Origin of the sequence: Streptomyces sp. NPDC029044 (assembly GCF_040637495.1) — a bacterium.
Lineage (GTDB): Bacteria > Actinomycetota > Actinomycetes > Streptomycetales > Streptomycetaceae > Streptomyces.
Window position 1 is genome coordinate 15,611 of record NZ_JBEZWN010000008.1, and the last position, 23,741, is coordinate 39,351.

The 23,741-nt window shown below is 71.8% G+C and carries 22 protein-coding genes; 5 read left to right on the top strand and 17 right to left on the bottom strand.

Annotation, left to right across the window (positions count from 1 at the left end; all coding sequences use genetic code 11):
- Positions 1–38: 38 nt before the first annotated feature.
- Positions 39–323, top strand: coding sequence for a DUF6332 family protein (locus tag AB0E85_RS09840; RefSeq protein WP_361924440.1), 285 nt, complete (start codon positions 39–41; stop codon positions 321–323).
- Here AB0E85_RS09840 and AB0E85_RS09845 read toward each other — a convergent pair.
- The 3 genes from AB0E85_RS09845 to AB0E85_RS09855 form a co-directional block, all read right to left on the bottom strand.
- Positions 284–949, bottom strand: coding sequence for a response regulator transcription factor (locus AB0E85_RS09845; RefSeq protein WP_033307086.1), 666 nt, complete (start codon positions 947–949; stop codon positions 284–286). The genes AB0E85_RS09840 and AB0E85_RS09845 overlap by 40 nt on opposite strands.
- A complete protein-coding gene (locus tag AB0E85_RS09850; protein ID WP_361924443.1) occupies positions 946–2,190 on the bottom strand; it encodes a sensor histidine kinase in 1,245 nt (414 codons plus the stop codon). Before AB0E85_RS09850 ends, AB0E85_RS09845 begins: the two co-directional genes overlap by 4 nt.
- Before the next feature lie 99 nt (positions 2,191–2,289).
- The gene (locus tag AB0E85_RS09855) at positions 2,290–2,982 is read right to left on the bottom strand and encodes a TetR/AcrR family transcriptional regulator (RefSeq protein ID WP_361924445.1); all 693 of its coding nucleotides are present in this window, start codon (positions 2,980–2,982) and stop codon (positions 2,290–2,292) included.
- Between the two features lie 170 nt (positions 2,983–3,152).
- Here AB0E85_RS09855 and AB0E85_RS09860 point away from each other — a divergent pair, with 170 nt between their 5' ends.
- A complete protein-coding gene (locus tag AB0E85_RS09860; protein ID WP_361924447.1) occupies positions 3,153–3,602 on the top strand; it encodes a nitroreductase family deazaflavin-dependent oxidoreductase in 450 nt (149 codons plus the stop codon).
- Here the strand turns inward: AB0E85_RS09860 and AB0E85_RS09865 are convergent.
- A complete protein-coding gene (locus tag AB0E85_RS09865) occupies positions 3,586–4,827 on the bottom strand; it encodes a geranylgeranyl reductase family protein (protein ID WP_361924449.1) in 1,242 nt (413 codons plus the stop codon). The genes AB0E85_RS09860 and AB0E85_RS09865 overlap by 17 nt on opposite strands.
- A gap of 190 nt (positions 4,828–5,017) precedes the next feature.
- On the opposite strand from AB0E85_RS09865, the gene AB0E85_RS09870 reads away from it, so the two are divergent.
- Positions 5,018–6,373 (top strand): dipeptidase, encoded by a 1,356-nt coding sequence (locus AB0E85_RS09870; protein WP_361924451.1) that lies wholly within the window; start codon positions 5,018–5,020, stop codon positions 6,371–6,373.
- Between the two features lie 95 nt (positions 6,374–6,468).
- Here AB0E85_RS09870 and AB0E85_RS09875 read toward each other — a convergent pair whose 3' ends face one another.
- The 12 genes from AB0E85_RS09875 to AB0E85_RS09930 form a co-directional block, all read right to left on the bottom strand.
- Positions 6,469–7,554, bottom strand: a complete 1,086-nt coding sequence (locus AB0E85_RS09875) for a dipeptide ABC transporter ATP-binding protein (RefSeq protein ID WP_361924453.1) — start codon at positions 7,552–7,554, stop codon at positions 6,469–6,471.
- Positions 7,555–7,580: 26 nt separating this feature from the next.
- On the bottom strand, positions 7,581–8,681 hold the full coding sequence (locus AB0E85_RS09880; RefSeq protein ID WP_361924455.1) for an ABC transporter ATP-binding protein: 1,101 nt from the start codon (positions 8,679–8,681) through the stop codon (positions 7,581–7,583).
- A 28-nt stretch (positions 8,682–8,709) separates the two neighbouring features.
- Positions 8,710–9,702, bottom strand: coding sequence for an ABC transporter permease (locus AB0E85_RS09885; protein WP_361924457.1), 993 nt, complete (start codon positions 9,700–9,702; stop codon positions 8,710–8,712).
- A gap of 74 nt (positions 9,703–9,776) precedes the next feature.
- Positions 9,777–11,453 carry an ABC transporter substrate-binding protein gene (locus AB0E85_RS09890; protein WP_361924459.1) on the bottom strand — a complete coding sequence of 559 codons (1,677 nt, stop codon included), beginning with the start codon at positions 11,451–11,453 and terminating at the stop codon, positions 9,777–9,779.
- Positions 11,454–11,537: 84 nt separating this feature from the next.
- The gene (locus AB0E85_RS09895) at positions 11,538–12,569 is read right to left on the bottom strand and encodes an ABC transporter permease (RefSeq protein WP_361924461.1); all 1,032 of its coding nucleotides are present in this window, start codon (positions 12,567–12,569) and stop codon (positions 11,538–11,540) included.
- Positions 12,570–12,875: 306 nt separating this feature from the next.
- Positions 12,876–13,919, bottom strand: coding sequence for an NUDIX domain-containing protein (locus AB0E85_RS09900; protein WP_361924463.1), 1,044 nt, complete (start codon positions 13,917–13,919; stop codon positions 12,876–12,878).
- A gap of 149 nt (positions 13,920–14,068) precedes the next feature.
- A complete protein-coding gene (locus AB0E85_RS09905; protein WP_361924465.1) occupies positions 14,069–14,269 on the bottom strand; it encodes a hypothetical protein in 201 nt (66 codons plus the stop codon).
- A gap of 65 nt (positions 14,270–14,334) precedes the next feature.
- Entirely contained in the window at positions 14,335–14,571 is a 237-nt protein-coding gene (locus AB0E85_RS09910) for a hypothetical protein (RefSeq protein WP_361924467.1), read from the bottom strand.
- Between the two features lie 410 nt (positions 14,572–14,981).
- Positions 14,982–17,384, bottom strand: coding sequence for an excinuclease ABC subunit UvrA (locus AB0E85_RS09915; RefSeq protein WP_361924469.1), 2,403 nt, complete (start codon positions 17,382–17,384; stop codon positions 14,982–14,984).
- A 100-nt stretch (positions 17,385–17,484) separates the two neighbouring features.
- Entirely contained in the window at positions 17,485–17,901 is a 417-nt protein-coding gene (locus tag AB0E85_RS09920) for a VOC family protein (RefSeq protein WP_033307495.1), read from the bottom strand.
- 10 nt (positions 17,902–17,911) lie between these two features.
- Positions 17,912–18,355, bottom strand: a complete 444-nt coding sequence (locus tag AB0E85_RS09925; RefSeq protein WP_361924472.1) for a helix-turn-helix transcriptional regulator — start codon at positions 18,353–18,355, stop codon at positions 17,912–17,914.
- 239 nt (positions 18,356–18,594) lie between these two features.
- The gene (locus tag AB0E85_RS09930; protein WP_361924474.1) at positions 18,595–19,548 is read right to left on the bottom strand and encodes an ROK family protein; all 954 of its coding nucleotides are present in this window, start codon (positions 19,546–19,548) and stop codon (positions 18,595–18,597) included.
- A gap of 273 nt (positions 19,549–19,821) precedes the next feature.
- Between AB0E85_RS09930 and AB0E85_RS09935 the strand changes: the two genes are divergently transcribed.
- Together AB0E85_RS09935 and AB0E85_RS09940 are read left to right on the top strand one after the other, a co-directional pair.
- Positions 19,822–20,808 (top strand): LacI family DNA-binding transcriptional regulator, encoded by a 987-nt coding sequence (locus AB0E85_RS09935; protein ID WP_361924714.1) that lies wholly within the window; start codon positions 19,822–19,824, stop codon positions 20,806–20,808.
- Positions 20,809–20,815: 7 nt separating this feature from the next.
- A complete protein-coding gene (locus tag AB0E85_RS09940; RefSeq protein WP_361924476.1) occupies positions 20,816–21,631 on the top strand; it encodes a hypothetical protein in 816 nt (271 codons plus the stop codon).
- On the opposite strand, the gene AB0E85_RS09945 is transcribed toward AB0E85_RS09940, so the two are convergent.
- Positions 21,577–23,631 (bottom strand): protein kinase, encoded by a 2,055-nt coding sequence (locus AB0E85_RS09945; RefSeq protein WP_361924478.1) that lies wholly within the window; start codon positions 23,629–23,631, stop codon positions 21,577–21,579. The genes AB0E85_RS09940 and AB0E85_RS09945 overlap by 55 nt on opposite strands.
- Positions 23,632–23,741: the final 110 nt, after the last annotated feature.

Here is a 23,741-nt window from a genome sequence, read left to right on the forward strand (position 1 = left end):
TCCTTGCCCGCCGGGCGCACCCCTGTTTCACTCGCCGTATGACCAGTCACGGGGGACGGCGTACGCAGGCCGAACGGGACGCGATCACCGTCGAGATCGGGTACGCGCTGTGCAGCGCGGCGTTCGCGGCGGCGGTGGTGTTCGGGGCCGTGGCCGGGCCCGCGCTGCTCTTCGACCTGCCGGAGACGCCGGAGCGCCTGCTGCCGCTCGCGGGTCTGGTGCTCGCGCCGGTGCTCTTCGCCGTCCGGGTCGTCAGCGTGCTGGTCCGATTCCGGAAGGCCGGTCAGCCCAGCCAGCCCGGCCGCACCAGCCCCGACTCGTAGGCGAGCACGACCAGTTGGGCCCGGTCGCGGGCGCCGAGCTTCACCATCGTGCGGCTGACGTGGGTCTTCGCGGTGAGCGGGCTGACGACCAGGCGCCGGGCGATCTCCTCGTTGGACAGACCGATCCCGACCAGCGCCATCACCTCCCGCTCCCGCTCGGTGAGCCGGGCCAGGGCGCCGGCCGCCGCCGGTTCCTTGGAGCGGGAGGCGAACTCGGAGATCAGTCGCCGTGTGACGCCCGGCGACAGCAGCGCGTCGCCCGCGACCACCGCCCGGACGGCGCGCAGGAGTTCGTCCGGCTCGGTGTCCTTGACCAGGAAGCCGGAGGCACCGGAGCGGATCGCCTCGAAGACGTACTCGTCGAGCTCGAAGGTGGTGAGCATGACGACCCTGACGTCCTTCAGGCCGGGGTCGCCGGTCACCTGCCGGGTCGCGGCGAGGCCGTCGAGGGCGGGCATGCGGATGTCCATCAGGACCACGTCGGGCCGCAGTTCCCGGATGCGGCGCACGGCCTCCGCACCGTCGGCGGCCTCCGCGGCCACCTCGATGTCGGGCTGCGCGTCGAGCAGCGCCCGGAACCCCGCCCGTACCAGTGCCTGGTCGTCGGCGAGCAGTACGCGGATCACCGGTCCTCCTGTACGGGTCCGGGAGACGGGCGGGCGGATGGCGTGAGCGGCAGCACGGCGAGCACCCGGAACCCGCCGTCCGGGCGGGTTCCCGCCTCGATGGTGCCACCCAGGGCGGCGGCCCGCTCCCGCATCCCGGCGAGCCCGTTGCCACTGCCGCCCGCATCGTCCCCGGTGGCGGGCCCGTCGTCGTCCACACGCAGCCGCAGCACCCGCGCGTCGTGCGCCAGGTGTACGCGCGCGTGCCGCGAACCCGAGTGCCGCACGACGTTGGTCAGGGCCTCCTGGACGATCCGGAAGGCGGCGAGGTCCGTGCCGGGGGCGAGGCGTGGCGGCTTCCCCTCGACGTCGACCGTGAGACCCGCGCCCGCGGCCTGCTCCGCCAGTTCGGGCAGTCGTTCGAGCCCGGGCGCGGGGGCGCGCGGTGCGTCGCCGGGTGCGCGCAGCGTGTCGAGCACCTGGCGCACCTCGCCGAGCGCCTCCTTGCTCTGGTCCTTGATGGTGGTGAGGGCCGTGCGGGCCTGTTCGGGGTCGGTGTCGAGCAGCGCGAGGCCGACCCCGGCCTGCACGTTGATGACGGAGATGCTGTGGGCGAGGACGTCGTGCAGCTCCCGGGCGATCCGCAGCCGCTCCTCGTCTGCGCGCCGCCGCGCGGCCGCGGCACGCTCGGCCCGTTCGCGGACCCAGCTCTCGCGCCGGACGCGGAACAGCTCCGACACCGCCGCGATGGCCACCAGCCAGGTGGCGACGACGATCTCCTCCCCCCAGGAGACGGCCGAGTCGCCGGACGGCGGCAGCCACCGGAAGAGCCAGTGCGCCACCAGGACGTGCCCGGCCCAGAGCATGCCCATCGCGGTCCAGGCCGCCCGGCGGTGTCCGGCGGCGACGGCGCTGAAGCAGGCCAGGGCGACCGTGAAGAGCACCGGCCCGTAGGGATACCCGGCCCCCAGATAGACCATGACGGCGGCCGCCGTGCCGAACACCACCGCCACCGGATACCGCCGGCGCCACAGCAGCAGTCCTCCGGCCACCAGCAGAAGGACCCGCGCGAAGAGATCCAGTTCCGCCCGCTCGCCCTGCTGGCCGTGAGCGGCGAAGCCCGAACCGACCAGGACGAACACGGTCACGATGACCGTGGAGCGCCAGGGCCACCGCGCCGCCGGGCGCTCCCACCGGACCCACGGCGGGGGCCCGTGCCGCCACCCCCTCGGCGGACCGCTCCGCGCGCGCTGCTCGTCCATACCGGCCACGCTAGACGCCACGCCTCCGCGGCCGCGTCACCCCGGCGTGGTGATCACGCGTACTCCCGGGGAAGTACGTGGGGTCACCGGCCCGGTGGTCTACCGGGGCCCGGGCGCCAGCCCCACCCCCCGGGCGAGTTGCCCCGCAGCGTGCCGGAAGAACGTCTCCCGGTCCTCCACAACCCGGTTGAACTGGCCGAACAGCTCGAAACCGACCAGTCCGTACAGCTGGGCCCAGGCCGCCACGAGGGCCGTCACGACCTCCGGGGGGAGGTCGGGGGCGAGGTCGGCGGCCATGCGCTCGGCCTCCGGGCGGAGAGCGTCCGCCGGCGCCGGCAGGTCGAGCGCCGATCCCTGGTGGGCGTCACGGGCTATGCCGATGAGGAGCAGTCCGACGCGGGCGGCGGCGGGGACGGTGGCGTCGGGGGCCGTGTAGCCGGGGACGGGTGATCCGTAGATCAGCGCGTACTCGTGCGGATGGTCCAGCGCCCAGGCCCGCACCGCCTCACAGACGGAGATCCAGCGCTGGAAGGGCGGGGCCGCCGCCTCGTGGGCCGCCTCGGCGCTCTCCCCGAGGGAGTCGTAGGCGTCGATGATGAGAGCGGTCAGCAGGTCGTCACGGCTGGGGAAGTAGCGGTACAGCGCGGAGGAGACCATGCCGAGCTCACGGGCCACGGCCCGCAGGGAGAGCCGGGCGGCGCCCTGAGCCGCGAGTTGTCTGCGGGCCTCGTCCTTGATGGCCGCGGTGACTTCGATCCTGGCCCGGGCACGGGCGCCGTGTGCGGTGCTCATGCCGGGCAGTCTCCCACGGAAACAGAGCAGTGCACACAGAACAGAGCAGTGAACAAAAACGAGAGCAGTGCTCTTGCATCGGCGTGGCGGCCTGATGCAGACTGACACCAGGAAGCGAGAGCAGTGCTCACAGAAGAGAGCACCGCTTCGCCGTCACCCGAGGGGGCACCATGTCCACGCACGTCCGCAAGCCCGGCTGGTTCACCGTCAACGTCTTCAACCGCGTCGTGGCCTGGACGGCCCGCCGCGGCATCAGCGTCTGGGGCTCCCGTGTCCTCGCCGTCCGCGGCCGCAAGAGCGGCCAGTGGCGCACCACCCCGGTCAACGTGCTGACCCTGGACGGCAGGCAGTACCTGGTCGCCCCCCGCGGCCATGTGCAGTGGACGCACAACATGCGCGCCGCGGGCGGCGGTGAACTGCACCTCGGCAAGCGCGTGGACGCCTTCACCGCGGCCGAGGTGGGCGACGACGACAAGACCCCGGTCCTGCGCGCCTACCTCAAGCGCTGGAAGGCGGAGGTCGGGGTCTTCTTCAACGGCGTCGGTCCCGACTCCCCCGACGCCGATCTGCGCCGCATCGCCCCCGACCACCCGGTCTTCGAGATCACTCCGACGAACTGACCTCGCCGCCCGCGGCGGGACGGCGGTCCAGCGCGGCCAGCGCACGCTGGGCCACCGGATACGCGCGGACGATCTCGCCCAGCGACGTCGAGCCCTGCGTGATCTCCTTGAACGCCTTCCACGCCGGGCGGAACCCCGTCAGCGCCCCGTGGAACAGCCCAGGACGACGCTCGAACACCGTCAGCAGCCGCTTGCCGACGCTCATCTCCACCCCGAGCCCGGCCTTGACGGCGAACGCGTAGTTGAGAGCCTGCCGGCGCGTGTCCACGGCGTCGTGCGCCTCGGCGATCCGCACCGCCCACTCCCCCGCGAGGCGGCCGGAGCGCAGCGCGAAGGAGATGCCCTCGCGGGTCCACGGCTCCAGCAGCCCCGCCGCGTCGCCGCACACCAGCACCCGTCCGCGCGAGAGCGGCGAGTCGTCGGCCCGGCAGCGGGTCAGGTGCCCGGAGGAGATGCTCGGTTCGAAGCCGGCCAGGCCGAGCCGCCCGATGAACTCCTCCAAGTACCGCTTGGTCGCGGCGCCTTCACCGCGGGCCGAGATCACCCCGACCGTCAGGGTGTCGCCCTTGGGGAAGACCCAGCCGTAACTGCCGGGCATGGGGCCCCAGTCGATGAGCACCCGGCCCTTCCAGTCCTCGGCGACGGTCTCCGGCACCGGGATCTCCGCCTCCAGGCCGAGATCCACCTGACCGAGCTTGACCCCGACGTGCGCCCCTATGCGACTGGCACTGCCGTCCGCCCCGACGACGGCCCGCGCGAGCACGACCTCGCCGCCCTGGAGGACCACGGCGACCGTGCGCCGGTCCGGCACCGTCGAACCGTGCTGCTCGACCCGCTGGACCGTGACGCCCGTCCGCAGCTCGGCGCCCGCCTTCTGCGCGTGCTCGACCAACTGCTGGTCGAACTCGGGCCGGTTGATCAGCCCGAACAGCATCTGCTTCGAGCGGCGCGTGCGCGTGAACCGGCCGTTGTTGGAGAACGTCACCGCGTACACCCGGTCGCGGAACGGCAGCTCGAAGCCGGGCGGCAGGGCATCGCGCGAGGGGCCGATGATGCCGCCGCCGCACGTCTTGTACCGCGGCAGTTCGGCCTTCTCCAGCAACAGCACGCGTCTGCCGGCCACTGCCGCCGCGTACGCGGCCGAAGCGCCCGCGGGTCCCGCGCCCACCACGACGACGTCCCACACCTGCCGCGCGTCGTCCGCCGAAGAGTTCTCGCTGCTCACGATGGTCTACTGCTCCCGATCAAGCCGCCTGCCGCTGTCTCCCGCATCCTACGGCGGCGGTCACCGCAGGCCGCTGTGGGAGGATCGGCGACGTGGGTGGCCCTTACACGGGGCCGCGCCCGCACCACACGATCACCGCGTACCGAGAAGTACGCATCCGTACAACGTCGCACCCACGAGGAGCGTGCCCATGTCGTCGAATCCGGTCGCCGAGACCGTCGCCTCGCTGATGCCCAGGGCGAAGGAGGAGCTCACCGAGCTGGTGGCCTTCCGGTCGGTGGCGGACTTCGACCAGTTCCCGAGGAGCGAGAGCGAGGGCGCCGCCCGCTGGGTCGCGGACGCGCTCACCGCCGAGGGCTTCCAGGACGTGGCCCTGCTCGACACCCCCGACGGCACGCAGTCCGTCTACGGCTACATGCCCGGCCCGGCCGGCGCGAAGACCGTCCTGCTCTACGCCCACTACGACGTGCAGCCGCCGCTGGACGAGGCCGCATGGACGACGCCGCCGTTCGAGCTGACCGAGCGGGACGGGCGCTGGTACGGGCGCGGGGCCGCCGACTGCAAGGGCGGCCTGATCATGCACCTGCTGGCGCTGCGCGCGCTGAAGGCGAACGGCGGGATCCCCGTGGGCGTCAAGGTGATCGCCGAGGGCTCCGAGGAGATGGGCACGGGCGGTCTGGAGCGGTACGCCGAGGCCCATCCGGAGCTGCTCGCGGCGGACACGATCGTCATCGGCGACGCGGGCAACTTCCGCGCCGGTCTGCCGACCGTGACCTCCACCCTGCGCGGTATGACCCTCGTCCGCGTGCGGATCGACACGCTCGCGGGCAACCTGCACTCGGGCCAGTTCGGCGGCGCCGCGCCCGACGCGCTGGCCGCGCTGATCCGGGTCCTGGACTCGCTGCGCGCCGAGGACGGTTCGACGACCGTCGAGGGGCTGTCCGGGGGCGCTGCCTGGGAGGGTCTGGAGTACGGGGAGGAGCAGTTCCGGCAGGACGCCAAGGTGCTCGACGGTGTGGAGCTGATCGGGTCCGGTACGGTCGCCGACCGGATCTGGGCGCGGCCGGCCGTCACGGTCATCGGCATCGACTGCCCGCCGGTCGTCGGTGCCACCCCGTCCGTGCAGGCGAGTGCCCGGGCGCTGGTCAGCCTGCGGGTGCCGCCGGGGGTGGACGCGGGCGAGGCGACCAAGCTGCTCCAGGCCCATCTGGAGGCGCACACGCCGTGGGGTGCGCGGGTGAGCACCGAGCAGATCGGTGAGGGCCAGGCGTTCCGCGCCGACACCACCAGCCCGGCGTACCAGGCCATGGCGGCGGCGATGGCGGTCGCCTACCCGGGCCAGGAGATGCAGTACGCGGGGCAGGGCGGCTCCATCCCGCTGTGCAACACCCTGGCCGCCCTCTACCCGAGCGCGGAGATCCTGCTCATCGGGCTGAGCGAGCCGGAGGCGCAGATCCACGCGGTGAACGAGAGCGTGTCCCCCGACGAGCTGGAGCGCCTGTCGGTGGCGGAGGCGCTGTTCCTGCGCAACTACGCGGCCGGCTGACCGCTCCCCTCTCCGGCAGAAGGCCCCGTCCTCGGACGGGGCCTTCTGCTTCGGCACCTCTCGCACCCTCGCCGGCATGATCGGGCGGACGGGTCCTAGCCGAGCGCCGGGTCCAGGACGATGTCCTCCTCGCGCGCGGCGACCGTGGGCTCCTCGGGGAAGTGACACGCGGTGAGATGGCCTGTGGGGCTGCCCTCGGCCCGGGCCAGGGGTGGTTCCTCGGTGGCGCACTTGTCCTGTGCCTTCCAGCAGCGGGTGCGGAAACGGCAGCCGGAGGGCGGATCGATCGGCGACGGCACGTCCCCGGCCAGCCGGATGCGTTCGCGCCGCTCGACGGCGTCCGGGTCGGCCTCGGGCACGGCGGACAGCAGCGCGTGCGTGTAGGGGTGCCGGGGCCGGGTGTAGAGCGACTCCCGCTCGGCCACCTCCACGATCTTGCCGAGGTACATCACGGCGACCCGCTCGGAGAAGTGCCGCACCACGGCCAGGTCGTGGGCGATGAAGACGAAGGCGATGCCGAACTCCCGCTGGAGGTCCTGGAGCAGGTTGACGACCTGGGCCTGGATGGAGACGTCCAGCGCCGACACCGGCTCGTCGGCCACGATCAGCTTCGGCCGCAGGGCGAGGGCGCGGGCGATGCCGATGCGCTGGCGCTGGCCACCGGAGAACTCGTTCGGATAGCGGTTGTAGTGCTCGGGGTTGAGGCCCACCGTCTCCAGGAGTTCCTGGGCGCGCTTCTTGTGCCCCTGAGGAGGGTTGATGCCGTTGAGCCGCATCGGCGTCTCGATGATGGTGCCGACGGTGTGCCGGGGGTTCAGCGACGAGTACGGGTCCTGGAAGATCATCTGGAGGTTGCGCCGGGCCTCCTGCATCCGCCCGGGCGGCCGGTGCGTGATGTCCTCGCCGTCGAACACGACGGAGCCGCCAGTGGGTTCGAGCAGCCGGGTGATCAGCCGGCCGGTGGTCGACTTGCCGCAGCCGGACTCGCCGACCAGGCCCAGTGACTCACCGGGACCGACCGAGAAGTCGATGCCGTCGACGGCCCGGACCGCCCCGATCTGCCGCTGGAAGATGATGCCCTGCCGGATGGGGAAGTGCTTCTGCAGACCGCGCACTTCCAGGAGGTTCTCGGCGGTGTGGCGGTCGGTGCGCTGCCCGGTGCCGGGCTCGGTGGTGCTCACGGCATGTTCCCTTTCGTCCGCCGCCGTCACTGCGCGGCCCGTGCGGCTGCGGCGCCCCGGTCGTCCGGACCGTCCCCGCCGCGGATCTCCTGCTTGGCGTCGTCGCTGAGATGGCACGCGGCGAGGTGCCGTTCGCTGCCGGAGAGGAGTCGCAGCTCGGGCCGCTCCGCCGTGCAACGACCCTGAGGCACCCAGCCCTTGTAGGCGCAGCGGGGGTGGAAGGCGCAGCCGTCCGGCAGGTTGATCAGGCTCGGCGGGCTGCCGGGGATCGGGTTCAGCCGTTCGCCGACGTCGCCGCTGAGGTGCGGCATCGACTGCAACAAGCCCCAGGTGTAAGGGTGCTGGGGGTTCTTGAGGACATCGCGGGTGGCGCCGTACTCGATGCGGCGGCCGCCGTACATCACCAGGATGTCGTCGGCGACGTCGGCGACCACGCCGAGGTCGTGCGTGATGATGACGACGGCGGAGCCGAACTCCTCCTGGAGGTCGCGGATCAGATCCAGGATCTGTGCCTGGACGGTGACGTCCAGGGCGGTGGTGGGCTCGTCGGCGATGAGCAGCTCCGGGTCGCACACCAGCGACATGGCGATCATGGCTCGCTGGCGCATGCCGCCGGAGAACTGGTGCGGGTAGTCCCTGACACGGCGCTCGGGCTGCGGGATGCCGACCCGCTTCAGCATCTCCACCGCGCGGTCCCTGGCCTCCTTCCTGGAGACCTTGTGGTGCACCCGGTAGGCCTCGGCGATCTGGGAGCCGACGGTGAAGAAGGGGTGCAGCGCGGACAGCGGGTCCTGGAAGATCATGGAGACCGTGCGGCCGCGCAGGGCGCGCATCTGGGCCTCGGGCAGGGCGACGAGCTCCCTGCCGTCCAGCCGGATCTCGCCGCTGACCTGGGCGCGGGTGCCCTTGTGCAGTCCGAGCAGGGCCAGTGAGGTCACCGACTTGCCGGAGCCGGACTCGCCGACGATGCCGAGGGTCCTGCCCTTCTCCAGGGTGAAGGAGACGCCGTCGACGGACTTGACGAGGCCGTCCTCGGTCGGGAAGTGCACCTTCAGGTCGCGTACGTCGAGGAAGGGTGCGGTCGCGGGTGCGACGTCCGCGGGCTGCGGTGAGGTCTGAACGGACACGGGTGTTCCTAAGGATGGAGAAGGAGGCTCAGGCGAGGCGCACGCGCGGGTCGACGAGGCCGTACACGAGGTCGACGACGACGTTGGCGACGACGACGAACGTCGCGGCGAAGAGCGTGGTGCCGAGGATGACCGGCAGGTCGGAGTTCTGCACGGAGTCGACCGCGAGCTTGCCGATGCCGTTGATGCCGAACACCGACTCGGTGATGACCGCGGAGCCGCCGATCAGGGAGCCGACGTCCATGCCGAAGATGGTGATGATGGGGGTGATGGCGGCCCGCAGGCCGTGCTTGAGGACGACGGTGGCGGCCGGCAGGCCCTTGGCGCGGGCGGTGCGCATGTAGTCCTCGGCGAAGACCTCCAGCATGGAGGAGCGGGTGAGCCGGGTGTACATCGCCAGGTAGACGATGACGAGGGTCGTCCACGGCAGGATCAGGCCCTTGAACCAGCCGGCCGGATCCTCGGTGATGGAGGTGTAGCCGGAGGTCGGCAGGATCTGGAACTTGTCGACGAAGAGGTACAGCAGGAGCAGACCGATGAAGTAGATCTGCACCGACACACCGAACAGGGCGAGTCCCACCGCCGCCTTGTCGGCGGCCCTGCCCCGGCGCACCGCGGCGACGGTGCCGAGCCCGACGCCCAGGACCAGGAAGGCCACCGCTGCGCCGAGGCCGAGGGAGAGGTCCGCCGGGAAGTCCGACAGCAGGGTGGTCAGGACGGGGGTGTCGGTCTGGAAGGAGACGCCGAGACAGGGGGCGCCGCAGTGGATGCGCACGCTCTGGTCGCCGAAGTCACGGCCGACGAACAGTCCCTTGAGGAACTCCCAGTACTGGGTCAGGTAGCTCTGGTCCAGGCCCAGCGAGTGCTTGATCTCCGCGAGGCGCGAGGGCGAGCAGGTCTTTCCGCAGGCCAGGAGTGCGGGGTCGGACGGCAGCGCGAAGAAGATGAAGAAGGTGATCGTGGTGATCACCAGCATGATCAGGGCCGCTGCCAGCAGGCGTCTGATGAGGTAACGAAACATGGGGTGCCGGGACCTGACGTGAGTGGGATGCCCGCCGGCGGCCGTGGCCGCCGGCGGGGTCTAGAGGAGGGGCGTCAGTGCTTGACGTAGACGTGGACCAGGCTCGGCTCGGCCACGATCGTGTCGGGGATGACCCCGCCGACCTTGGATCCGGACATCTCGCTGAAGTTCATGTACATCAGCGGCACCACGGCGGCGTCCTTCAGGACCTGCTGGTCGACCTGGCCGTAGAGGGCGTTGCGCTGCTTGACGTCGGCCGTCTTGGCGGCCTTGTCGATGAGCGCGTTGACCTTCGGGTCGTTCAGGTAGGACTGGTCCTGGTTGGCCTGCGGGTTCTTCTGGATCAGCCGGCCGTCGAAGAGGACGGGCAGAACGGTGGAGGCGTTCGGCCAGTCGGCGATCCAGTCGACCCAGGTCAGGTCGTACTGGTTCTTCACGTTGTCGATGGTGCTGAAGTAGTTCGCCGCGTCGATCGGGGTGATGTTGACGTGGATGCCGATGCGCTCCAGCGCGGTCTTCACGGCGTCGGCGAAGTGCTCTTGGGTGGGGGTGTTCTCCACCGCGATCGACATGGTCGGCTTGGGGTTGCCCGCCTGCTTCATCAGCTCCTTGGCCTTGGCCAGGTTGCCCGCCGGGTTGGCGCTGTACAGGTTGAACTTCTTGTAGCCGCCGATGCCGGGGCTCAGCATGGTGGTGGCGTAGTCGCCGTAGGCGGAGCCGCCGAAGGCGCCGCGGGCCGTGGTCTTGTCGATGGCGTACTCGATCGCCTGACGGACCTTCAGGTTCTTGACGCGGGTGGTGTTGATGGCCAGGTAGTTGATGCCGGGGGCGGGGATCTTGTAGTAACGGCTCTTCAGCGAGGGGTCGTTGGCCAGCTGGGCCAGGTCCGAGCCCGCGATCGGCCACTGCTGGATCGACGTCTGGGCGGTGCCCGCGTCGGCCTTGATCTGCTGGTCGATGGCCGACTCGTCCTGGCCGAACCGGACGTCCATCCCGTCGACGTTCTGCTGCCGGATCGGGTCGGTCGACTGCGACCAGTGGGTGTTCCTGGCGAGGACCAGTTCCTTGTTCTTGGTGTACGACTTGATCATGTACGGGCCGTCGGACCACACATGGGTGTCGTAGGTCGAGCCGGTGTCATGGGCCTTGGGCACCGCCGACCAGCCGGGCATCGTGGTCGTCTCGTTGAAGTCGGCCACCGGCTGGTTCAGGTGGAAGACGATGGTGTACTTGTCCGGCGTCTGGATGGAGTCCAGTTGCTTGCCCTTGTAGGGGCCCTTGTAGTCGGCGCCGCCGACGAGCCACTGGGCCGCGTAGGGCGGGCCGCCGTTGATGTCGGAGGAGAAGAACCGCTCGACGCCGTACTTGACGTCGGGTGCGGTGACCTCGGTGCCGTCCTGGTACTTGACGCCGTGCCGGAGGTGGAAGGTCCAGACCGTGGCGCCCTTGGACGGTGTTCCGGTGTCGGTGGCCAGGTCGCCGACCAGCTTGGGGGTCGCTCCCGTCTCGTCCCAGCCGGTGAGGGTGCGGATGATCTCCTGGTCCATGCTCTGACCCTCGGTCGTGTAGACGCGCTGGGGATCGAGGTGGTCGAAGTCCGCCTTGTCGAGGATGGTCAGCGTGCCGCCCTTGCCGGGGGCGCCGCCGGCGCTGCTGCCGGAGGACCCTCCGCATGCGGTGGCCCCCAGGGCGATCATCACGGCGGAGGCCGTGAGAGCGACCGTGCGCGATCTGCGCGTGCTGCGCGTCATTGAGGAAACTCCGTTTCTTGCTACGGGCTCGGCGGCCGTTCGTGGGGCCGCCGGGCCGATACTCGGGGGGGGGGGTGGCTCGGGTCAGCCGCGCCGGGCGCGGGGGTCCAGGGCGTCCCGGACGCCGTCCCCCAGGAGGTTGAGCGCCAGGACCAGGACGAGGAGCAGGACGCCGGGCACGAAGAGGTACATCGGGTCCTGGAGGAAGAACTGGGAGGCGTCCGACAGCAGGGCGCCCCAGTCGGGGTTGGGCGGGATGACGCCGACGCCCAGGTAGGAAAGGGCCGCCTCGGTGGTGATGTTCTGCGGGACGGCGAGCGCGAAGGAGATGAGGATCGGCGCCCACAGGTTGGGCAGCAGCTGCCGGAAGAGGATGTGCCGGCGGCCGGCGCTCATCAGGCGCGCTGCGTCGACGAACTCGCGTTCGCGCAGGGACAGCACCTGTCCGCGCACCAGGCGTGCGGTGTACGCCCAGGCGAAGACGGCGATGTTGAGGACCAGGACGAGCAGCCGGAGGTTCTCGTCGGTGCCGCCGTGGCTGTTGGTCTGCAACGCGTTCTGGATCACCGGGGTGAGCGCGATGATGAACAGCAGCTGCGGGAAGGCCAGCATCACGTCCATGATCCGCGAGAGCAGGGAGTCGACCCAGCCGCCGAAGTAGCCGGCGGCGAGCCCGGCCACCACACCGACCGCGGTGGACAGCAGGGCCGAGGCGAATCCCACCCAGAGCGAGGTGCGCAGGCCGTAGACGATGCGGGCGAACAGGTCGTAGCCCGTGCCCGGTTCGACGCCGAGCAGGTGCTGGGCGCTGATGCCGCCCAGCGATCCGTAGGGGAAATTGCCCGTGTCCGGATTGATCGCCTTGTTGTCGGGGGTGATCGGGCCCCAGCCGGTCAGCGCGGTGAGCACCGGCGCGAGGAGCGCGATCGCGATGAACAGGAGGGTGGCCACCAGGGCGGCCGTGGTGACCTTGTCCCGCCTGATCCGCCGCCAGGCCATCCGGGCCGGTGAGCGGCCGGCGACAACCGTGCCGCCGGGTCTGGAGTCCTGCGTCGACGGCTCGGTCAGCAGCGTGGTGCCGCCGCCGGTGTCGACCGGCTGGTGTTGCGTGGTCATCGTACGGACATCCCGGATCTGCCCCTGAGGCAAGGAAATTGGGTGGCGGTCGTTGTTTCCGCCGTGAGACTCTGCGGACTTTCGCAACGGCGTGCGAGTCCGGTCAAGCCACGCAGGGGCGAGAAAAGGGATTGTTTGCGGTCATGGAAAAGTGTTGACGAGAGCGGGGAATGTGATTACCCGCCGCGTGAAGGTTTGCGGGAGATTCCTTGGGCAGTGATTGGCCGTGACTCCTGCGCTGTTTCCTTTTGCTTTTCCCTCGGAATCCCCCGTGCCGGGTAAAGGGCGGGGGCGGTGTGCCGGGCGTCAGCCGACCGGCACACCGGCCTCCAGGTAGAGCGCCGCTCCCCGTTCGCGTGCCCTCAGGGCCCAGCGCAGCCGCTCGTAGCGCACCGGGGGCAGCAGCTCTGCGGCCTCCTCCTCGGTGACGAAGCGCCAGGCGCGCAGCTCCGGGCCGGGCAGCAGCAGCCGCCCCGCCTCGGCGGAATCGAGGAGGCCGCCGTCGAAGAGGAGCCGCAGACCGCCGTAGCCGGGGGGCGCGGGGCGCTCCCAGTCGACGACGAGCAGGCCCGGCACCTCGTCGAGGCTGATGCCGGTCTCCTCGGCGACCTCGCGCATCCCGGCGCGTGCGGGCGCCTCTCCGGGTTCGACGACGCCGCCGGGGAACTCCCAGCCGGCCTTGTACGTGGGGTCGACGAGCAGCACCCGGTCCTGCTCGTCGAAGAGGAGCACTCCGGAGGCGACGGTCTCCGCGGTGGGCTCGGGTGTCTGCACGATGTCGCAGACGGGCACGGAACCGCCGGTGACGGCCTCGGCGATCCGGACCGCCGTCTCGTACGGCGTGAGGTCGCTGGTGTCGACCGGGTGGGCGTCGGCGGTGAGCCAGGAGGCGAGGGCGGCCCGGTACGGCTCGATGTGGTCGAAGGACCACTGGCGTATTCGCAGGTCGCCGTCGGGCAGGTCGCGCGGGACCTCACGGCCCGCTATCCGCTCCCGCAGTATCGTTTCGGCCGGAGCGAGCAGGATGTGGCTGACCGGAATCCTGCGCGCGGCCAGGCCCCCGAAGATCTCGTCGCGGTACTCCTGGCGCAGCAGGGTCATGGGGACGACGAGGGTCCCGCCGAGCTCGGCGAGCATCGCGGCCGCCGTGTCGATCACCAGCCGTCGCCAGATCGGCAGGTCCTGGAAGTCGCCGGCCTCGGCGAGGTGTTTGGGTGGCAGCAGGTGGGCGAGCGCGCCGCCGACGACCTCCGGGTCGAAGAGCGTGCTGTTCGGGATCAGTTCGATCAGTTCCCGTGCGGTGGTGGTCTTCCCCGCACCGAACGCGCCGTTGATCCAGACGACGGTCACAGGTCCCCCTCTTCTGTTGGCCCCCTGAGGCTTGCCCGCTCCACCCTGCCACGGAAACCAGCCGCAGTTGAGGGCGCACATGACGACGGCGCCGGCGCCCCCCTCATCACAGGGGCGCCGGCGCCGTGGCCGCGGGGCCGTGCGGCTCGTCAGCCCTTCTTCTTCGCCTGGGTGCCGTCCTCCCGGTCCAGGGACAGGCTGTCCTTGGCGACGGTCTCGTCGATGGTCTTGAGGGTGTCGTCGACGCTCAGGGTGCCGAGGCTGTCCCCGAGGGCGTGGGACGGGGTGACCGCCGCGACGACGAAGCCGGTGGCGAGGGAGGCGATGGCGAGCATGCTGCGCTTCTTCATGCCCGACTCAACTGCCGGACCCGCTCCGGGGTCACGCAACCGCCCGCGACCGGGCGAAGCGAGTCTCACGCGGAGTCGCCGTCGGGACCGGCTCCCCAGGTGCCGGGCCCGCCGCCGCGCCACTCGATCAGCCCTGTGGCCGCCACGTACGCCGCGTCCGCGTCCTCGATCCCGGCCCGCCGCAGGAACTCCGCCACGTCGAGCGGCCCGTAGGCGATGCCGAGGAACTGGTCGTCCACACGGACCCGCCGGCCGCCGTCCGCGGCGGGCGGGTAGACCACGACGGGCTTGTCGGACGCCATGGCACCAGCGTGCGCGGGGACGGCACCGGCCGCGCGCCGGGATGGGCCGTTCAGCCGCCTTCGCGGCTGCCGCCTGGACGGGGCGGGGCCGCCGGTGCCGGGGATCACCGGCGACTGCGTGCCGTCGGGCCCAGGCGCCCACGAAGGCCGCTGCCGGGATCAACCGGCGGCTGCCTGCCGTCGGGCCCAGGCGCCCACGTAGGCCACTGCCGGGGATCACCGGCGACTGCCTGCCGTCGGGCCCAGGCGCCCACGCAGGCCACTGCCGGGGATCACCGGCGACTGCCTGCCGTCGGGCCCAGGCGCCCACGTAGGCCGCTGCCGGGGATCACCGGCGACTGCCTGCCGTCGGGCCCAGGCGCCCATGTAGGCCGCTGCCGGGGATCACCGGCGGCTGCGTGCCGTCGGGGTCAGGCGCCCACGTAGGCCGCCAGGTGCTCCCCGGTCAGGGTGGAGCGGGCCTCGACGAGGTCGGCCGGGGTGCCCTCGAAGACGATCCGGCCGCCGTCGTGGCCCGCGCCGGGGCCGAGGTCGATGATCCAGTCGGCGTGCGCCATGACCGCCTGGTGGTGCTCGATCACGATGACCGACTTGCCTGAGTCGACGAGCCGGTCGAGCAGGCCGAGCAGCTGCTCCACATCCGCCAGATGGAGACCGGTGGTCGGCTCGTCGAGGACGTACACGCCGCCCTTCTCGCCCATGTGCGTGGCCAGCTTGAGCCGCTGCCGCTCGCCGCCGGACAGCGTGGTGAGCGGCTGCCCGAGGGTGAGGTAGCCGAGCCCGACGTCCGCGAGCCGCTCCAGGATCCGGTGCGCTGCCGGGGTGCGGGCCTCTCCGCTGCCGAAGAACTCCTCGGCCTCGGTCACCGGCATCGCCAGCACCTCGCTGATGTCGCGGCCGCCGAGGCGGTACTCCAGCACCGACGCCTCGAACCGCCGGCCCTCGCACTCCTCGCAGGGCGTGGCGACGCTCTGCATGATCGCCAGATCGGTGTAGATGACACCGGCGCCGTTGCAGGTGGGGCAGGCGCCCTCGGAGTTGGCGCTGAACAGCGCCGGCTTCACCCCGTTGGCCTTGGCGAAGGCCTTGCGGATCGGGTCGGCCAGCCCGGTGTACGTCGCCGGGTTGCTGCGCCGGGAGCCGCGGATCGGGGTCTGGTCGATCGCCACCACGCCCTCGGCCCCGGCCTGCCGGGCCATCGAGCCGTGCACGAGCGAGCTCTTGCCGGAGCCGGCCACGCCGGTCACGACGGTGAGGACGCCGAGCGGGATGTCGACGTCGACGTCGTGCAGGTTGTTCGCCGAGGCGCCCCGGACCTCCAGTGCGCCGGTGGGCTTGCGGACCGTCGCCTTGATCTTGGCCCGGTCGTCGAGGTGGCGGCCGGTGACGGTGTCGCTGCCGCGCAGCCCCTCCAGGGTCCCCTCGTAGCAGACGGTGCCGCCCGCCTTTCCGGCACCGGGACCGAGGTCCACGACGTGGTCGGCGATGGCGATCGTCTCCGGCTTGTGCTCCACCACCAGCACGGTGTTGCCCTTGTCGCGCAGGCGCAGGAGCAGGTTGTTCATCCGCTGGATGTCATGGGGGTGCAGGCCGATGGACGGCTCGTCGAAGACGTAGGTGACGTCGGTGAGCGAGGAGCCCAGGTGGCGGATCATCTTGGTGCGCTGCGCCTCGCCGCCGGAGAGCGTGCCCGAGGCCCGGTCGAGCGAGAGGTAGCCGAGGCCGATCTCCACGAACGAGTCCAGGGTGTGCTGGAGCTTGGCCAGAAGCGGCGCCACCGACGGCTCGTCCAGCCCCCGGACCCACTCCGCCAGGTCACGGATCTCCATCGCGCAGGCGTCGGCGATGTTCACCTTGCCGATCTTCGAGGAGCGGGCCAGCTCGCTGAGCCGGCTGCCGTCGCACTCGGGGCAGCGGGTGAAGGTGACCGCCCGGTCCACGAAGGCCCGGATGTGCGGCTGCATCGACTCGCGGTCCTTGGAGAGGAAGGTCTTCTGGATCTTCGGGATCAGGCCCTCGTAGGTGAGGTTGACGCCGTTGATCTTCACCTTGACCGGCTCGCGGTACAGGAAGTCGTGCCGCTCCTTCTTGGTGTAGTTCCGGATCGGCTTGTCCTTGTCGAAGAAGCCCGACTCGGCGATGACCCGTACCACCCAGCCGTCTCCGGTGTAGGTGGGGATGGTGAACGGGTCCTCGGACAGCGACTTGGAGTCGTCGTAGAGCTGCGTGAGGTCGATGTCGGAGACCGTGCCCCGGCCCTCGCAGTGGGTGCACATGCCGCCGGTGCGGCTGAAGGACACCTTCTCGGTCCTGGTCTTGTCGGCACCGCGGTCCACCGTGAAGCCGCCGCTCGCCGAGACCGAGGCGGTGTTGAAGGAGAAGGCGCCGGGCGGGCCGATGTGGGGCGTGCCGAGCCGGCTGAAGAGGATCCGCAGCATGGCGTTGGCGTCGGTGGCGGTGCCGACGGTGGAGCGGGGATCGGAGCCCATGCGCTGCTGGTCGACGGCGATCGCGGTCGTCAGCCCGTCCAGCACGTCGACCTCGGGCCGGGCCAGGTTCGGCATGAACCCCTGGAGGAAGGCGCTGTAGGTCTCGTTGATCAGCCGCTGCGACTCCGCCGCGATCGTGTCGAACACCAGCGAGCTCTTGCCCGACCCGGAGACGCCGGTGAACACCGTGAGCCGGCGCTTGGGGATCTCGATGCTGACGTCCCTGAGGTTGTTCTCGCGCGCGCCGTGCACGCGGATCACGTCATGGCTGTCGGCGACGTGCGGCCCGGGCGACTGTCTGTCCGTCGTCGTGGCCTTGCTCATGGTGTCTCCATCTGCCGGGCGGCGCTGCCGCGTTCGGGCGGTCTCGTTCCCCCGCGCCGCTTCCGAGGGGCGGCGCGGGGGAGGTGCGGTGCGGGGGCTGTTACGGCGCCTTCAGCTGCTGGATGCGGACCATGTTGCCCGCGGGGTCGCGGAAGGCGCAGTCGCGGACGCCGTAGGGCTGGTCCACGGGCTCCTGGACCACCTCGGCGTCGCCCGCCTGCACCCGCTCGAAGGTGCCGTCGACATCGGTGGTGGCCAGGACGATGCTGGCGTAGGTGCCCTTGGCCATCATCTCGGTGATGGTGCGGCGCTCGTCGTCGGTGATGCCGGGGTCGGCGGCCGGCGGGTGCAGCACGATGTTCGTGCCGGGCTGGCCGACGGGGCCGACGGTGATCCAGCGCATGCCCTCGTATCCGACGTCGTTCCTGACTTCGAAGCCGAGCGTGTCGCGGTAGAACGCCAGGGCGGCGTCCGGGTCGTCGTGCGGGAGGAAGCTGGCGTGAATGTGGAGGTCCATGGCCATCACGCTAGTTTCGGCTCGCGGCGGGCGCTTCTCGATTCCTGATCGGTCTGGTCACCTGTTTCGCCACGCACGACGGAATGCCGGCCGTCGCGCGCGCCGCCTCGCGCCGGTAGGCACTGGGCGGCATGCCGACCAGCTCGGCGAAACGGGTGCTGAAGGTGCCCAGTGATGCGCAGCCGACCTCGAAGCACACCTCGGTGACGCTGAGGTCGCCCCGGCGCAGCAGCGCCATGGCGCGCTCGATGCGCCGGGTCATGAGGTAGCTGTACGGCGACTCCCCGTACGCCTGGCGGAACTCGCGGCTCAGGTGCCCCGCCGACATGTGCACGCCCCGGGCGAGCGCCTCGACGTCCAGCGGCTTCGCGTACTCCCGGTCGATCCGGTCTTTGACACGGCGCAGTCGGGCGAGGTCACGCAGGTGCTGTGCCGAGGCGGGTCTGCTGCTCACAAGCGCGATCGTGCCACATCGCACGCACGTGCGGTTGATTTCCGGCGATCCGGAACGGATTGGTCCGTATCACCCCGGAGTCACCCTTGCTCCCGCAGGAGCCGGCCCGTATCACCTCGGAGTCACCCTCGTCCCCGCACCGACCCGTATCACCTCGGAGTCACGGTCGGCCCTCACACCGGCCCACTTCACGCCCCCCCCCAGGCTGAACGTTCCTGCCCGCTCCGCCGGACCCGGTCTCACACGCCGGCCGCCGCCGCGTCCGTCCGCTTCGCCAGTGCTGCCGCCGCCGCGCCCACCAGCCCGGCGTCGGTGCCCATCTGTGCCGGTGCCACCGTCAGGTTTCGGACGAAGGACAGCGTCGCGTAGGCGCTCAGCGCCTTGCGCAGGGGCTCGAAGAGGACGTCGCCCGCCTTGCCCACTCCCCCGCCGATCACGGCGATGTCGATCTCCACGAGCGTCGCGGTGGCGGCGATCCCGGCGGCCAGGGCCTGGGCGGCCCGCTCGAAGGAGGCGACGGCGACCGGGTCGCCGCAGCGGGCGGCCGCTGCCACCGCGGCGGCCGAGGTGTCCCCGTCGGGGCCGGGCCGCCAGCCGTTCTCCAGGGCGCGCCGGGCGATGTTGGGACCGCTCGCCAAGCGCTCCACGCAGCCGTGCGAACCACACGGGCACAGATCGCCGTCGAGATCCACACTGATGTGGCCGATGTGGCCCGCGTTGCCGGTGGGTCCGGGATGCAGCCGCCCTCCGAGCACGAGGCCGCCGCCGACACCCGTGGAGACGACCATGCACAGCGCGTTGGCGTGCCCGCGGGCGGCACCCTGCCAGTGCTCGGCCGCCGTGATCGCCACGCCGTCGCCGATCAGTTCGACGGGCAGGTGTCCCGCGGCGGCCCGCACCCGGGCGACGAGCGGGAAGTCGCGCCAGCCGGGCACGTTCACCGGGCTCACCGTCCCCGCGGAGGCGTCCACGGGCCCGGCGCTGCCGATCCCGACCGCCGTGACACGCCCCCACGGCGGCGACGCGGTGAGTTCGCCGAGCACCCCCTCCACGGCCCGCATCACGGTGTCGCCGTCCTCCCGGGCGGGCGTCGGCCGCTGGGCGCGGACCAGGATCCGGCCATGGCCGTCCACCAGAGCGCCGGCGATCTTGGTGCCGCCGATGTCGAGCGCGGCCACGAGGTCGGTGTGCATCAGAGTCGGATCTCCCCGTCGGGCATGAGAAAAACGCCGAGAACAGCCATCAAGCAGGGCAAGCAGCGGACCGGTCCCGCGAGGGTGCGCGGGTCCGGAGATTGCGGTGGACAGTCTCCCCCGAGCCTGACAACGTTGTCCAGGCTCTATGCTCGACGCCACATCCTCATACAAACCCAGGATCGACGCACCCCCGTGGACGACAGGACAGGACTGGACACCGTGGCCCCCAACCCCCTCCGATCCGCAGCGCGCTACGGCACCCGGCCGACCATGAAGGACGTAGCGGCCCGCGCCGGAGTGGGCCTCAAGACGGTCTCCCGCGTCGTGAACGGGGAACCGGGGGTCACCCCGGAGACGGAGCGGCGGGTCCAGGAGGCGATCGACGCCCTCGGTTTCCGCCGCAACGACAGCGCGCGGGTGCTGCGCAAGGGCCGCACGGCGAGCATCGGCCTGGTCCTGGAAGACCTCGCGGACCCGTTCTACGGACCGCTGAGCCGGTCGGTCGAGGAGGTGGCCCGCGCGCACGGCGCCCTGCTGATCAACGGCTCCAGCGCGGAGGACCCCGAGCGCGAGCAGGAGCTGGTGCTGGCCCTGTGCGCGCGGCGGGTGGACGGGCTGGTGGTGATCCCGGCCGGGGACGACCACCGGTACCTGGAGCCCGAACTCAAGGCGGGTGTCGCCACGGTGTTCGTGGACCGGCCCGCCGGGCACATCGACGCCGACGTCGTCCTGTCGGACAACTACGGCGGCGCCCGCGGCGGCGTCGCCCACCTCATCGCGCAGGGGCACCGCCGGATCGGCTTCATCGGCGACATGCCCCGCATCCACACCGCAGCCGAGCGGCTTCGCGGCTACCGGGCCGCGATGGAGGACGCGGGCATACCGGTGGCGGGCTCCTGGATGTCCCTCGGCGTCACCGGCCCCGAGCGGGTGCGCCGGGCGGCCGAGGACATGCTGACCGGTCCCGACCCGGTGACGGCGATCTTCGCCGGCAACAACCGGGTGACGGTCACCGTGATCCGCGTGCTCGCCGAGCAGGCTCGCCGTGTCGCCCTGGTCGGCTTCGACGACATCGAACTCGCCGACCTGCTTCAGCCGGGCGTCACGGTCGTCGCCCAGGACGCGGCGGACATCGGCCGCACCGCGGCGGAACGTCTCTTCCGGCAGCTGGACGGCACCCTCGTCACCCCCGAGCACATCGAGCTGCCGACCCGGCTGATCACCCGCGGCTCGGGCGAGATCCCCCCGGCGGACTGAGCGGCCGATGGACGACGCCACCGATCGCACGCTGCGAGCCCTGGGCCTGCACGAGGCGCCTCGCGAGCACCCGTTGCTGTATCCGGGCGCGTGGCCCGCGGAGTCCGGACTCCTCGTCGGGAACCGCTTCCTGCCGCTGGAGCGGCTGGTGTACGAGGACCGCACGCCGGTCATCGCCATCGGATCCAACGGCTGCCCGGGCCAGCTCCGGCACAAGATGACGGAGTACGGGATCGGAACGCCGCTGCCGATGGTCAAGGCCATGGTGACGGGCATCGACGCCGGCGTCTCGGCGCACGTGAGCCGCATGGGATACGTGTCGGCCTCGCCGGTCGGCGCCCCGGACACCGTGCGGGAGCTGTTCGTCCTGTGGCTCGACGCCGAGCAGCTCGCGGTGATCGACGCGAGCGAGGGCGCGCCGGTGCCGGGCGGCAACTTCGACCGGGCCTGGCTGCCGTCGCCGGACGTCCGGATCGCCCTCGCGGACGGCACTCACCTGCCTGGGGCGTACGCCTACGTCAACCGGCACGGCGTCCTCCACGACGGTACGGGCACGCCGCGCACGCACCCGGGTGAGCGGGAGCTGCTGACCGAACTCCTCGTCGGGCTGCCTCGGCTGCGGGAGCTGTTCGGTGTCGTGCCCGAGGAGTTCTGCGCGCGGGCCCGCGGGGACCGGCGGCTGTGCGAGCGGGGGACGCGGCTGTTCATCGAGGAGAAGCTGGTGACGGCCTCCGGTCTCGAACGGTACGTGGCCGCCTCGGCACGGGCTCAGCAGAGCGGGAGCCCGGGGACCGGCGCGTCGTTGTCACCGCCCTTGATGTAGACGTCGCTGAACCAGACGTTCGTGTTGCCGCTGTCGTCGTCGGTCTTCGCCCACCAGATGTTGGTCCACTCCCCGGACGTCTCGCGGCGGCCCAGGTTCTGCTGGCAGTAGAAGTAGTTGGTGCCCGCCTTGAGGATGCCGACCTTGGTGCCGGAGGCAGTGTAGGAGTCCGCGGTCTTCCAGACCGTGCAGTTGTACTTGCCGCCTCCGATGGGGTGGCAGACCGGTGCCGGGGTGGTCGGGCCGTCGGAGGCGGGGCCGTCCGGGGTCTCTCCGCCGGTGGCCCCGCTGGTGGGCTTGACGGGGGCGGGGGCGGGGGCGGTCGCCCGGCCGGTGGGCCCCGGGTCCTTCGTGTCGCCGGGCCGCCCGGACGGGTCCGTGCCCTTGTCGTCACCGGTGGGCCTCGGGGCGTTCGAGCCGTCGTCCGCGCCGCCGGGCTCGGAGGGCCCGGCGGCACCGGCGGTGCCGGTCCGTGCGGCGGTGTCCTTGCCGCCCGATGCACCCGAGTCACCCGAGTCGTCGAGGAGCGCGACCGTGGTCCCGGCGGCGGCGAGCACGACGGTGACGGCCGCGACGGCGAGCAGCACGCGTGCCTTGCGCCGGGGCGCGGTGCGGTCGGCGCCCGCAGGGGCGGTGGCTGCGGAGGCACCGGGGGCGGTGACGCCGGGATCGACCGGACCCATGCCGTATGGAGCGGCGCCGCCCGGGCCCTGCGGGGCGGTGGCTTGCGGTATCGGGTGGCTTTCCGGTGCCGGGTGGCTTTGCGGTGCCGGGTGGCTTTGCGGTGTCGGGTGGCCTTGCGGCATCGCGTGACCGGGTCCGGTGGGCCCCGGACCGCCAGGCCCGGTCGGCCCCGGACCGCCAGGCCCGGCGGGCCCCGGACCGCCAGGGCCGGTCGGCTCCGGACCGGCGGCCCCCGCCGCTCCCGCCGCCTCCGCCATTCCCGCCGTCCCCGCCGCTCCCGCCGCTCCGAACTCGGCTGCTGTGCCGGAGTCCGGCGTGTGCGTGCCCTCGTGAGGTCCGGCGACGCTGTACTGCGCGGGTCCGAACCCGGGCGGTACCGACGGAACGCTGCGCTCCGTCTCGGCGTGCGAGGGTGGGGCGGCGGGGCGTCGCAGAGCAGAGGTAGGTGTGTCCGCGCCGCCCGCGTCGGCGACCGCCTGGAGCAGTTCGCGGGCCTGGTCGGCCTCCGGGCGGGACTCGGGGCGTTTGTCCATCAGCCGCTGGAGGACGGGCGCGAGGGCACCGGCCCGGCGGGGCTCCGGCAGCGGCTCGGTGACGATCGCGGTGAGCGTGGAGAAGGTGGACGTGCGACGGAAGGGCGAGGAGCCCTCGACGGCCGCGTACAGCGTGGCGCCCAGGGCCCAGATGTCGGAGGCGGGGCCGGGGTCGGCGCCCTGCGCGCGCTCGGGGGCGAGGTAGTCGAGGGAGCCGACGAGCTCGCCGCTGCGGGTGAGGTGTGTGGCCGAGCCGTCCCCGGGGTCGTCCATCGTGGCGATGCCGAAGTCGGTGAGGACGACCCGGCCCGTGCGGTCGAGCAGGATGTTGCCCGGCTTCACGTCCCGGTGCAGGACGCCCGCGCGGTGGGCTGCGGCCAGCGCGTCCATGACCTTCGCGCCGATGCCGGCGACCTCGCCAGGGTCCAGCGTGCCGCGCTCGCGCAGGACGTCGTCCAGGGACGGCCCGTCGACCAGTTCCATGACGATGATCGGGCGACCGTCGACCTGGGCGATGTCGTGCACCGAGATGACGCCGGGGTGGCGCACCCGGGCCGCCGCACGCGCCTCGCGCCGCATCCGCAGCTGGAGATCGGCCAGTTCGGGAGCGGCCGCGTCGGTGTAGGTGCGCAGCTCCTTGACCGCGACCTCACGGCCGAGGACCTCGTCGACGGCCTTCCAGACGACGCCCATGCCACCGCGCCCCAGCGCCGCCGTGACGCGATAACGGCCGGCCAGCAGCCGTCCGGCCCCGTCCGCCTGCCCGTGCTCCCCCGTTGACACCGCTGCCCCGTTCCCGTGACCCCGCCCGGTTGCGCCGACGGCGGACACCGCCGGTGCGTGGCGTACAGACTACGGGGCGGCGGTGACCGCGACGGGCGCCGGTGACGGCT